13 protein-coding genes are annotated in these 11,570 nt (G+C 57.3%); 3 read left to right on the top strand and 10 right to left on the bottom strand.

Translation table 11 applies throughout. The features are described 5' to 3' along the window. Positions 1–15: 15 nt before the first annotated feature. From AB6803_RS28810 to AB6803_RS28775, 8 genes are all read right to left on the bottom strand, one after another. On the bottom strand, positions 16–645 hold the full coding sequence (locus AB6803_RS28810) for a pyridoxamine 5'-phosphate oxidase family protein (RefSeq protein WP_371112112.1): 630 nt from the start codon (positions 643–645) through the stop codon (positions 16–18). A gap of 53 nt (positions 646–698) precedes the next feature. Then, positions 699–1,376 carry an isochorismatase family protein gene (locus AB6803_RS28805; protein WP_371112111.1) on the bottom strand — a complete coding sequence of 226 codons (678 nt, stop codon included), beginning with the start codon at positions 1,374–1,376 and terminating at the stop codon, positions 699–701. 26 nt (positions 1,377–1,402) lie between these two features. Beyond that, on the bottom strand, positions 1,403–2,272 hold the full coding sequence (locus tag AB6803_RS28800) for an alpha/beta fold hydrolase (protein ID WP_371112110.1): 870 nt from the start codon (positions 2,270–2,272) through the stop codon (positions 1,403–1,405). Beyond that, positions 2,269–3,015 carry an alpha/beta hydrolase gene (locus tag AB6803_RS28795; RefSeq protein ID WP_371112109.1) on the bottom strand — a complete coding sequence of 249 codons (747 nt, stop codon included), beginning with the start codon at positions 3,013–3,015 and terminating at the stop codon, positions 2,269–2,271. The genes AB6803_RS28800 and AB6803_RS28795 overlap by 4 nt, the downstream gene beginning before the upstream one ends. A gap of 64 nt (positions 3,016–3,079) precedes the next feature. After that, on the bottom strand, positions 3,080–4,051 hold the full coding sequence (locus tag AB6803_RS28790) for an alpha/beta fold hydrolase (protein ID WP_371112108.1): 972 nt from the start codon (positions 4,049–4,051) through the stop codon (positions 3,080–3,082). A gap of 342 nt (positions 4,052–4,393) precedes the next feature. Next, positions 4,394–4,984: a mobile mystery protein B gene (locus tag AB6803_RS28785; protein WP_371112107.1), complete on the bottom strand. Its 591-nt coding sequence runs from the start codon at positions 4,982–4,984 to the stop codon at positions 4,394–4,396. After that, positions 4,981–5,442 carry a mobile mystery protein A gene (locus AB6803_RS28780; protein WP_371112106.1) on the bottom strand — a complete coding sequence of 154 codons (462 nt, stop codon included), beginning with the start codon at positions 5,440–5,442 and terminating at the stop codon, positions 4,981–4,983. The genes AB6803_RS28785 and AB6803_RS28780 overlap by 4 nt, the downstream gene beginning before the upstream one ends. A gap of 140 nt (positions 5,443–5,582) precedes the next feature. Next, positions 5,583–6,716, bottom strand: a complete 1,134-nt coding sequence (locus AB6803_RS28775; RefSeq protein ID WP_371112105.1) for a hypothetical protein — start codon at positions 6,714–6,716, stop codon at positions 5,583–5,585. A gap of 150 nt (positions 6,717–6,866) precedes the next feature. Between AB6803_RS28775 and AB6803_RS28770 the strand changes: the two genes are divergently transcribed. Beyond that, the gene (locus tag AB6803_RS28770; RefSeq protein ID WP_371112141.1) at positions 6,867–7,097 is read left to right on the top strand and encodes a multiprotein-bridging factor 1 family protein; all 231 of its coding nucleotides are present in this window, start codon (positions 6,867–6,869) and stop codon (positions 7,095–7,097) included. Positions 7,098–7,657: 560 nt separating this feature from the next. Here the strand turns inward: AB6803_RS28770 and AB6803_RS28765 are convergent. After that, positions 7,658–8,635, bottom strand: a complete 978-nt coding sequence (locus tag AB6803_RS28765) for a VOC family protein (RefSeq protein WP_371112104.1) — start codon at positions 8,633–8,635, stop codon at positions 7,658–7,660. A gap of 509 nt (positions 8,636–9,144) precedes the next feature. Between AB6803_RS28765 and AB6803_RS28760 the strand changes: the two genes are divergently transcribed. Continuing rightward, complete coding sequence (locus AB6803_RS28760; RefSeq protein ID WP_371112103.1) at positions 9,145–9,888, top strand: L,D-transpeptidase; 744 nt, start codon at positions 9,145–9,147, stop codon at positions 9,886–9,888. Between the two features lie 66 nt (positions 9,889–9,954). Here AB6803_RS28760 and AB6803_RS28755 read toward each other — a convergent pair whose 3' ends face one another. Then, positions 9,955–10,989, bottom strand: a complete 1,035-nt coding sequence (locus AB6803_RS28755) for a LysR substrate-binding domain-containing protein (protein WP_371112102.1) — start codon at positions 10,987–10,989, stop codon at positions 9,955–9,957. Between the two features lie 103 nt (positions 10,990–11,092). Here AB6803_RS28755 and AB6803_RS28750 point away from each other — a divergent pair, with 103 nt between their 5' ends. Further along, entirely contained in the window at positions 11,093–11,569 is a 477-nt protein-coding gene (locus tag AB6803_RS28750; RefSeq protein WP_371112101.1) for a cupin domain-containing protein, read from the top strand. Position 11,570 lies beyond the last annotated feature (1 nt).

The following is an 11,570-nucleotide window of genomic DNA, read 5'->3' as shown; positions in this document are numbered from 1 at the left end:
ATCCTGGGTTCGTGCTCAATCGTTTTGTCGCAAATCGAGGCGCTCCCGCAGTGACGCATTTTCCTGCTCAAGCTGAGCGACCTTGTCTAAAAGATGTCGCGAGGCTGCCAAAAACTCGGCTTCGGTGTAACGCGGCATGATATGCTGCGGACAGTTCCAGTCGAACGCCTCGAGCTTCAACCTGAAAATGCGTTCAGCCTTGGCTCCATAAGCACCATCGGTGATGGCCTCGGTAAGTACCGGATCGGCGTCAAGGGCCAGCTTCTCGGCACGGGCATAGATCTTCAGGCGGGTGCGCGCGGGGTAGTCGATCAGAAACAGGCATGTCCGGTCGTTCCCTGCCAGATTGCCGGTGGTGATATATTGACGATTGCCGCGGTAATCGACGAGGGCGAGGGTGCGATCGTCGAGGACCTTGAGAAAGCCGGCAGGCCCGCCGCGATGCTGAACATAAGGCCAGCCGGTTTCCGAAACGGAGGCCATGTAGAAGCTGTCGCGCTGTGCGATGAAGGCGGTCTCCTGTGCCGTGAACCGGTCGAATTCGCGGTGTCCCTTGAAGTCGGACCAGAAATGTTCCGCTCCCATTTCCGCTTGCGCCCTGCGAACTGAAGGCGTGATCGCGATATCCATAAAACCGTAACTCATATCGTATCTCCCTAAAGTGTGGTCAGTTCGCAGGGCGTCGGATGCACAAGGTACTAGATTGCCTCACTTGCGGCCTTCTGCGCGCGGGCATAGCTCTCGGCCACGGCGGCATAGTTTGGTGCGGCAAGCCCGTAGAGCTTGCCAAGCTCGGCAGCCTCGGGACGCGCCCAGGTGCGGTGAAGCTCAGACAGCAATGCATTGGTCGATGTCGGCTTGACGCCGCCCTGCACGAAGCGGGCGAGTGAAATCCGCGAGGCCATTTCGCTCGGATCCCCCGAGGCATCGAGCACCGCATAGACGTCGTAGCCGGCAGCGCGGGCGTCGAGTGCAGGAAACATCACGCAGACACTGGTCCAGACGCCTGCCATGATGAGAGTTTTGCGGCCGGTTGCCCGAACCGTTGCGACGAAATCGTCATTGTCCCACGCGTTTACTTCCCCCTTGCGTGGCGCATAGACGGCGTGCGGAGCCAATTCATGGATTTCGGGCATCAGCGGACCATTGGTGCCGGCAGGTTCCGAAGCGGTGGTGATCACCGGGATGTTTAAGAGAGTGGCGAGTCTGGCAATCATCTCCACATTCCGGCGCAGATCAGACACGGATATGTCCTTGACCGTCTGGAACAATCCCGACTGATGATCGAGAAGCAGGATCAGCGCGTCGGAGGGATCGATGAGGGCTGCGCCGCCACCGGTCGGAAGGACGCTCGGCTTGGATTTGCTGTTGTACATGGTCATTATCCTCTTTTGGGTTTCAGTTACTGAGTGAGATTTCGCGCGAGGAAGTCGCGCATGACCGGGATCATCTCGTCCGCCTTGTCCTCGAGGGCAAAATGTCCGGTGTCGAAAAAATGAAGTTCGGCGTCGGGAAGGTCGCGGAGGAAGGCGCGCGCGCCGTCGGGTAGGAAGATGGGATCATTCTCGCCCCACAGGATCAGGGCCGGCGGCCGATGCGCGCGGAAATAGGCGTGGAAGCCGGGGTAGAGCGCGACGTTGGTCCTATAGTCGTAGATGATGCCCAGCTGGTCCGTGCTGCCTGGGCGGTCGAGGAAGAGCTGATCGTATAACCATGCTGCCGGATCGATCCGCGTCTCATCTTTCGTGCCGGCGAGATATTGAAAACGTGTCCCGTCAAGCGATAGAAAAGGCCGCAGCGCGTCGCGGTTTACCGGGCCGTTGTCGGCCCAATAGGCCCGCGTCGACCCCCAGAAATCCCCCATGCCGTCTTCATAGGCATTGCCGTTCTGGACGATCAGGGCGGTCACCCGATCCGGTTGCGCGACCGCCAGACGAAACCCGGTTGGCGCGCCATAATCCATGACATAGAGCGCGTAGCGTTCGGCGCCCAGCTGTTCGAGGAGACCGGCGATGACATCCGAGAAAATGGCAAAGCTGTATTCGAATTCGCTGGAAGACGGCATTGCCGACACACCGAACCCCGGAAGGTCGGGCGCGATCACATGATAGTGGTCGGCCAGCGCTGGGATGAGGTTGCGGTACATGTGCGAGGAGCTTGGAAAACCGTGCAGCAACACCACGACAGGGGCGCCTTTCTCTCCAGCCTCGCGGTAGAAAATTTCCACGCCTTCAACGCTGGTGGTTCGGTGATGGGTGACGGGCCGGGTCATTGTCCGGCACCTTCGGTCGGCGTTGCGGCCGAGGCGGCGGCTGCGATGAACGCCGCGACGTCCTGCGGGTGCGACAGCATCGCGGCGTGGCTACTGTCGATCTCGGTGATCGCAGCACTCGCACGCTTGGCTATCCGGCGCTGCGCGCTGGGCGGAACCATCCTGTCGACGGACGCCACGAGATAGGAGCTGGGTTTGGTCTTCCAGGCTGCATGGGTGAGGGGTGCTATGACCGCTGCAAGGCCCCAGGGCAGTTGCGCCGCCGCCATGAAGCGTGTGGTCGCAAGGTCGACATCGGCGGCAAATGCTTCCGGAAAGCGGGCCGGGTCGACAACGAGGTAGCCGTCCTGCGGCGGCAGCAACGGTGCCTTCGTTTCGCCGGGCTCTTCAGGAGCTTCGTTCAGGGCCGCGACGGATTCGCCGGCATCCGGCACAAAAGCCGCGATGTAGGCCAAAGCCTGGACTTTTGGGTTGACGCCAGCCTCGGTGATGACGGCTCCACCGTAGCTGTGGCCCACCAGGAGAACCGGGTGGCGAGCCGCGGCAGTCAGGCTCTCGGTCACGGCAACGTCGCCTTCAAGCGAGGTCGTCGGGTGTTGGGCGACGAGAACTTCAAAGCCGCGGTCGACAAGTTCGCCATGGACCTGTTGCCATCCGGAGCCATCGACAAATGCGCCGTGCACGAGGACGATCGAGAGGGACGGGGTACCAGCTGTCTGGGTGCCCGAAACGGGATTGGTCATGATCTTTTCCTTTGGTTGGGGGAGTTGCGGGGCCGCTGGCCCCGCAGAACGGTTTGGCTATCGATCAGTTGCAAACCCTGCGGTCGAGGAAATCCCGGATGAGCGGCGCCATCACATCGAGCTTGTCTTCGAGGGCGAAATGACCGCTGTCGAGAATGTGCATCTCGGCGTTCGGGAGATCGCGAAGATAGGGGTGCGCGCCAGCTTCCGGAAAGATCTTGTCGTTCTTGCCCCAGACGATCAGCGTTGGCGGTTGGTTGTCGCGGAAGAAGGCCTGGAATTGCGGGTAAAGCGGTACATTGCTGCCGTAGTCGCCCAGGAGATCGAGCTGGATGTCCTTGTTGCCCGGCCGATCGAGCAAGGCCTGATCGACGACCCAGTTGTCGGGGCTGATATGTGAGACATCGCCCATTCCGTCGGTATACTGGAATTTCGTGGTTTCGAGCGTGACCAGACCGGCGAGCGCTTCCCGGCGTTCCGGCGTTTTCTCGGCCCAATAGGCCTTGATCGGATCCCAGAACGCGGCGAGGCCTTCGGTATAGGCGTTGCCATTCTGCACGATCAGGGTTTCAACCCGCTCGGGATGTTTGAGCGCGAGCCGGTATCCGATCGGTGCGCCATAATCCATCACATACATGCTGTAGCGATCGGCTCCGACCTTTTCGGTCAGTTTTTCGACGATGTTGGTCAGGTTCTCAAACGTGTAGGAAAACTGGGTGTGGTCGGGTGCGTCACTCTGGCCATAGCCGGGATAGTCAGGCGCGATCACGCGGTAGCGGTCGGCCAGCAGCGGAATGAGGTTGCGGAACATATGGGACGAGGTCGGAAATCCGTGCAGGAGAAGGAGCACCGGTGCGTCCTTGGGGCCGGCTTCACGATAGAAGATGTTTACGCCATCGATCACCGTGTTTTTGTACTGAATGACGGGAACGGCTTTCGCGGCTATGACTGGGGTGTTCGGCACGCAGCGGGCTTCAGCCGCAACGGGAGAGATGGCCATGAGAAGTGCGACAGTGGCGAGCAGATGCTTTTTCATGATGCTTTCCTTTTTCCAAATTGGGTGCCGAAACACATCAGCGCCTCTGGAAAAAGGACTAGCATCGCCGGTTTTCGGACCTGGGATAAATAAGGGTAAAAAGTTGAACAGTTGGCCGTCGAAGGACTCACAATGAGCAGCGTGAACGGCTCGATGCAAACGAAAGCCGATCCATTGAAGCAGCCTCATGGGAAGTTCTCCGCGTCTGCGGTTCATTGAACGACCGATAGCTATGGCGATCAGAGAGAGTGTTTTTGCGGTAAAATCAGCGTGATAGGTTCTTCGGTTTGCCGGCTCTGGGTTCGATTCCTATCAAGGCGAGCGATGCGCAGTCGACGGCTGTCAGGTGCGCGCGAATTCCAACAGCGGTGCAATATCATGATTGTCTGCCGCGCGCAGGGCTGTGACGTATCGAGCGCGCAGTTCGCCAACATCGGCCAGGCTGCCGCCGCCCCAACTGAATCGCTCGCCGCCAAGGCGTTCGATCAGAAGGTCGGCCGTCAGGCGAGCGTGACGGCCATTTCCGTTCGGAAACGGGTGAACGGCGACCATGCGATGGTGGAATCTGATCGCAATCTCATCGGGCGGAAATGTCTCGTGCTCGATCCAATAGCGGATGTCGCTCAATAAGCTCGCAAGCTCTACGCCGATACGATAAGCCTCAACGCCGATGTTGCGCTCCGTCGTTCGGAATGTGCCGGCCCTTTCCCAGACGTCTCCGAACATCCGCTTGTGCAGTGTTTGCATGAAGTCTTCGCTGAGCATCCGCTTAAGCGACGCGCGCCGGCGCGCCCAAGCCGCACCTTCCACAATGTTTTCCTGCTCCGCCTCGTTGAGGTCACGACGGTGGGTTATCCATGTCTGAAGCAATCCCTCTCGCTCATGCGGTTCAAGGGGTGTGGCGTCCTCTGGCTCCTGAAAAAGATCCGTCATGCCTCGTTCCATAGGTCACGCTCGGAGAGCTTGTCGCGAATGTACGCCTGGACGCGGGATTCGAAGTTCACTTCGTCTGTGCCTTGAGCTTCGAGCCGCATTGTATGTGCGATGCGCTGAAGCTCGCTAGTTGCGATTTTCCTCGCGCGCGACTCGATGACAGTCTCAAGTGAACTGTTTGGAACGAGGGCGTAGACGAGTGTGCAATCCAGCGCCTCAGCAGCGCGACGTAAGGTATTGAGTTGGATCGTGCCCGCGGCTTCAGACTTCTCGATGGCTTCAACAGTTTGAGGGCGCACGCCAATGCGTTTGCCGAGCTGCGCACCCGTCATCCCGAGCGCGTCGCGTAGTGCGCGCACCCATCCCTTTGGCGGCGCCCTGAACCGGTCAATTGGTTGGAGCGCTCGAAGTCTTTCATCGAGTCGCAGGCGCCCCCTCTTTCGATTGTCGCTCTTCATCTATGGCCCTCAGATTACAACCTGATCACGAGCCAATGTATATCAGTTTATAGGCTGATTATCAATATATTAAAATCAGCCCATGAGCTGATCAGATAAATTATTATATCAGTCCCTAATCTGTTCTTTAGACAGAAAAATCATTCTGTAGTGGATACCCGCAACGCCTTTCGCACCTTCCGCGAGAGCTCATCGACCGTCGCCATAACTCGGTTCACCGGTGACAGCGTGGACATGAGTTCAGGGGCATACCTGATGACGTGATACTCGTTGTTTGCCGAGAGCGTTGCCAGGTGCGCCATCGCACGCTTGCGCAGCACAAGGCCAGCTTCAGAGGCTACACGCGTCGGCTCGCGGAGGTCGTGCCGAAAACCGCCGATCGTGGCGGTGTTCACGCCTTTGGCAAGCAGGAATGCATCCAGATAGAGCTCCATCGCATGGAGCGCCAGAAGACGCCGTGGTGCCTGGTTGGGCGTGGACGAGCCCTCGCCAAGCTTGCTGGCTGCGTCTTGGTACTGCTTCGCCAAATTTAGAATGCCTCGTACGCCCGCTGCTTTGCCAGGATATGCAGGCCCATCGCATGATTTCGGCCGGCGCTTGTCGGCAATGCGGAGAAGATCCTTCAGCATCGTCCGCAGCTCGGGCCAAGGTGTATCTTCGAGCTTCAGGCTGGGATCGTGCATGACGATCAGGCAATGGAGCTTTGCGGTGACTTCGGTCAGGGAGGAGGGCCGTGTGATCAACATGACACGTCCGGATATCCCGGCCCGTTCCGTGAGCTCCTGTTCGAGCGCGACCGCCTCACTGTATCCCAAACGCCGATCGGCTTCCTTCCATCTTCTCCGATCTCTTCGAAGCTCCGCTCGCGCCTGAGACAGGTGTTCGGCATCGAACTGAGTGGCCATTCGATTGATGTCGGCAAAAGAGTGAACCTCGATGACGCCATCCTTTCCAACATTCCGTAGCGTCGCGACCGGAGGACCACCGGCCTCTTCGAGCAATTGTTTTTCAAGCTTTTCTCTAAGACGGGTGGCCCTGACGCGCTGCTGGTGGCAGGCATACCAGCGAGGCCAGATTTCTCTGACGGGCGTCGGGCCGCCAGCTTTCCGGTAATCGCCGGGTTCCACAACAAGCGTCCTCAGCAGGCGTGCCGCGACAGGCAGAAGGTTTCGGCGGTCGATGATGTGTGGCAGGTTCTCTGCCGTGCCGCGTTCCGGGTTTTCTTTTCTACGGGTAATTACGGGCAAAGTTCTGCTATTCTCAGAATCAGCCATGATCCAAGCTCCAGATAGCTAGGTTGTGGTTAGACCGAGCAGGGCGGTTGCAACGCCGTGCTCGGTCGTCTCCAATGATGCAAGACCTGAATACTCTAGTACGAAAACATGGCGGATCAACTAAATTCGCCTGCGGTAGGCGATTTTACAATGTTACCAGTTCAGTGCCGGATGGCGCGCGCAGCTCTTGGCCTCAAAATCGCGGAACTCGCGGAACTGGCAAAAATGTCTACCAACACGATTGTCCGCTTTGAAACAGGCAAGGAACTCAAGCAGTCCACAATCGACGATCTCCGCCTTGTGTTGGAAAACGCCGGTATAATCTTCATCCCTGAAAACGGGGATGGTCCTGGCATACGCTTGAAGAAACCTGTTTCGTGAGATCGACAGCTTAGCGACGCAGTCGCTCCGGCCCGGAGGCGAACGCTCTTTCGATTGGGATGTAGAGAGCCGGAGGGTCGCCATTAACATTGCCCGGCGGGCATCGCCGGGACCGCTTTCCGGTGTTTCAGTGCACCGTTGGCTTAGGCAAAGGCAGCAGATTCACGGTCTGGATTATGACCTTGCGTATCTTTCGCCGGTCACGACGGTTTCGTTCGTTCACCCGCTCCTGAAGAGCCATGAGTGTCCAGCCGACGCAAGCAATGTCGTTGGCTGCTCTGTAGGCGTCCGACCGCTCGAAGCAGGCCACAATGAGGTCAGAACAAGATTAGTGCGAAATCGTACGTTTAGCCGAGAAAGTGATGCTCGGGATCGATATTCGTTCCCAAAACTGGGTCCCGAATAGCATTTTACCCTAAAACTTCATATTCCGGAAAGGCGGCAAACCAGGAAAATATGCAAGAACGTACGATTTCGCGTTAATCTTGTTCTGCCCCCCGTTAGCTGACTTCATTAAAATTGAAGTAGCCGCCCTCGAAATAGTCAGTGCCGATTGATGATCAGATCTGGATCAGGCGAACCAGATTGCCCCATGGATCGGCCACCTCCAGCCCATTCGAGAAAGTCTTCAACGCAATATCCGCCGTCCGTAGACGCCGCTTCTGCTCTTTCAGAAGGGATGGATCGGTGACTGCAATCTCAAACCACGCCAAGCCGAGCTCGCCTTCGTCGCGTTTGCCCGCTCCCTGGCTTTCCCAGACGTTCGCAGCGACGTGGTGATGATATTTACCGGAAGACATGAACACAACACCCGGCGCACGACGCGTCACATCAAGCCCGACCAGCCCTGCGTAAAACGTCTCGGCTGCAGTGAGTTCACCTACCTTAAGATGGATATGACCAATGCGCATCGCATCTGGCGCATTTGAGTAGTCGTCCTTTTCCCGATCGGTGAGCTTGAGAAGATCGCCCACGTCGAGATCGAAGACTCCCATATCAACCTGGTCGCCGCTCCAGTGCCACTGGTCAACAGGGCGCTCGGCATAAACTTCTATTCCGTTGCCTTCTGGATCGTTCAGATAGACCGATTCCGTCACACGGTGATCTGCGAGCCCTGACACCTGAAAATGGTTTCTGGCTGCATGAACGATCCAGCGAGCCAAATCTCGACGAGTCGGCATTACAAATGCAAGATGGTAGAGTCCAGCGGTGGCCGTTGGCGGAGACGATGCCGCCCGAGTGGTTCGGACCAATTCGATCAGTCCCGCTCCGCCGATCCCGAGCAGAGCTCCTCCTTGATAGCGGTTCATGATCTTAAGGCCAATGACCTGTTGGTAGAATAGGATCATTCCTTCAAGGTTGTGAACCAGTAAGCCCGCCGCCTTGATGAACATCGGGCGACGATGAGCGATAATCTCGTCATTTTGTTGGGCATTCGCTCGCGCGTTGTCGATGTTTCCATCCGCGATCATCGCGCTGAGCGCGCCGGCTAAGGAAGCTAGGAATGTTCTTCGATTGGGTGTTGATAGAAGCTTCATTAGACACCGATCTTCCCGTCTAGCGCCGATTGCAATGGCGCGAGATGCCATGTGGCGAGCTTGCCGACGCCCGATGGGCGGACACGGCCGCTTCATTCCTCGTTGACGCCCGCGGACCTCCGGGTCTCCCCAGATGATGCCAGCTCCCAGGGTTAATCGTCCCATGCAAGTGGCAAATAGGTGTCGTGGCCGACGTGATAACGAAAGGGTGTGGGCCATCACAAGTCCAAATCTCGCGCCGCGATTTCCTTGAGAAGGAACAGATAGCGGGACCAGCGTCTATCCCACAGCACGGAATTGCAAGCATATCTGATAGTTATGGCAAGGGGACGGATTGTATCCGTTCATTGATGTGCCTTTAGTTTCACTCCAATGCCGCGTGCTGCCCAGCAGTCATCTACATAGTGCATAACCATTGGCTATGACCGCTATCACTGCATAACGTCTGGACATATCGGCCTATCTGGCGACTATCGGCTGAATTCGAATGGGAAAGCTGCCCGGATCCGATGAACATTACCGACACCAAACCAGCCCTGTCGCGCAGAGTTTTCCTCCTTGGAGCCGCTTCTGCGAGCGCTTCGCTTGGAGGATGTGCTGCGACAGCTCCAACACGGACGCAGCTCGTCGCACCAGCTGCCTACCGTCCGATCGAGGAGGCTCCAGATAATGGCGAGCTGGAAGCACGCTACGCATCGCTTATGGACGATGGCCATGCGATTCCTGCTGTTCCCTATCAAAAAATGGACCCCAAATATTACCGGCAACGTGTCACCGACCCGACAGGCGAGGCGCCAGGGACAGTGGTGGTCGATACGCCGTCGCGCTTCCTCTACCTCGTCGAGGCCGGCGGCACAGCGATGCGGTACGGCGTCGGAATTGGTCGAATGGGTTTTGCATGGGAAGGCGAAGGGATAATTCACTGGAGACAGCATTGGCCTCGTTGGAAGCCGCCGAGTGAGATGATCATTCGCCGTCCAGAGCTTGAGAAATATTCTGTGGCGAATGGTGGGATGGACCCGGGTGTCGATAATCCCTTGGGTGCCCGTGCGCTTTACATTTTTAAGAACGGAGAGGATACGCTTTACCGCCTTCACGGCTCCCCGGAGTGGCACTCGATCGGCAAGGCGATGTCCTCCGGATGTGTCCGTCTCGTCAACCAGGATGTGATCGACCTCTATGAGCGCGTACCCTATCACGCCCGCATCGTCGTATATCAATCTCCGCTGCGAGATCAGGGGCTGCCCGCGTGAAGACGCAGACATCTAGGTCATAGAGATGGTGCTGAATGCAGTTGCTCAGAATCTCCCGACCCAGGTTTAATCGCTTGCCGCAAACTCGTGCGCCTCGGGCGAGGAGGTGCCACCACCGACTGGTTCGACGTCAGGCACCATTGCGTGCGGGTTCAGGTCGCGTTTTGTTGTAGTCTTGGTTGCCGCTTGGCCAGCCACAACGATACCTTCCACAGTCCGTAATCTGGGGACGACGAAATCGGTAAACGCGCGTACGACCGGACGCATGAACTTCGTCGACGGATAAGTAAGCGCTATCTCCGTCGGCCGAACATCATATTGGGGAAGAACGCGCTGCAGTTTGCCTTCCCGGAGTTCATCAAGAATGAGGTTCACCTGCACAGGTCCGACACCTCGACCGGAGAGAAGACTTTTCACCAGAACCTGCGCGTTATTCGTCTTCAGGACAGGTCTGACCGCCAGTTCGACTGCCTGATCACCGTCGCAAGAAAGGAAGATCGTATTTCGGGAAGAGATCGTTGACGTCGTGGCCACCATATCCAATTCGGACAAGGCTTCGATACTGCCGATTTCGCCGACCCGATTAAGAAACTCCGGCGATGCTACAAGAATTCGTTGTATCCAGCCAATCCGTCGGGCGATAATGTTCTGCCCTTCGATTTTCCCATAGCGGATAGCGATATCAAAGTTCTCATAGATCAGGTCGACGTTGCGGTTGTCCAGAACCAGTTCGACATTGACACCTGGATGCGCGTCCTGAAACTCGACCAACATGCCATAGAGATGCTTTTCCCCTATACAGGAAGGTGAGTGAACCCGAATGGGTCCGTCGATTTCTCCCACATTGAGCCGCACGCCTTCAAGCGCGGCGTCGATCGACGCCAATGCATGACGGCAGGACTCGTAGAGCGCCAAGCCCTGGTCGGTCGGTCTGACATTTTTGGGCGACCGTTCCAGAAGCCGAGCTTTGACATGCCGCTCCAGGTTCAGCAGATGCTTGGTGACGGCTGGTTGCGAAATTGCAAGATCGCGCGCTGCGCCAGTGATTGAGCCTCGTTCCACTGTACGAACAAAAGCCTTCAAAGCGGAGTTGATATCCATTCATAACTCTCCGTTATGGCGACGATATCAACATAACGGATCGACGATCGCTAAACAATCCTGTTTCCTACATTGGCCGCCCATTAAATAAGATGTGAAATCCATGCCTCATCAACCGTTGCTTTTGACAATCGTGGCTGAGAACGAAGCTATCCAGCCACTGCCGCCATATCCAGAGATGCTCTCGGAGCATCTAAAAGGCCGCGAGAAGAGATCACTCGGCGATCCCTTCGGGCTGAGCCAGTTTGGGGTCAACTTGACGTCCATCGCGCCCGGTTCGCATAGTTCACTTCACCATCGCCACAGCCATCAGGACGAATTCATCTTTGTCCTTAAGGGAACCCTCACGTTAGTCTCGGACGGCGGCGAGGCGGAGCTTCGACCAGGAATGTGCGCCGGCTTCAAGGCGGGCGGCGCCGCACATCATCTCGAGAACCGCGAAAATCAGGTGGCCTTGCTTCTTGAGGTTGGGGATAGGACTGCTTGCGATGTCGTCGAATACCCATTGCATGACCTCATGATCGACCAGCGGGCGGATGGCAGTTACAGGTTTTGCAACAAGCAGGGAATCCCATATTAGT

The organism is Rhizobium sp. RCC_161_2 (genome assembly GCF_041355235.1).
Classification (GTDB): Bacteria; Pseudomonadota; Alphaproteobacteria; order Rhizobiales; family Rhizobiaceae; genus Rhizobium.
The sequence above is the reverse complement of the archived record's forward strand: the minus strand, read 5'-3'. Positions and strand labels throughout refer to the sequence as shown.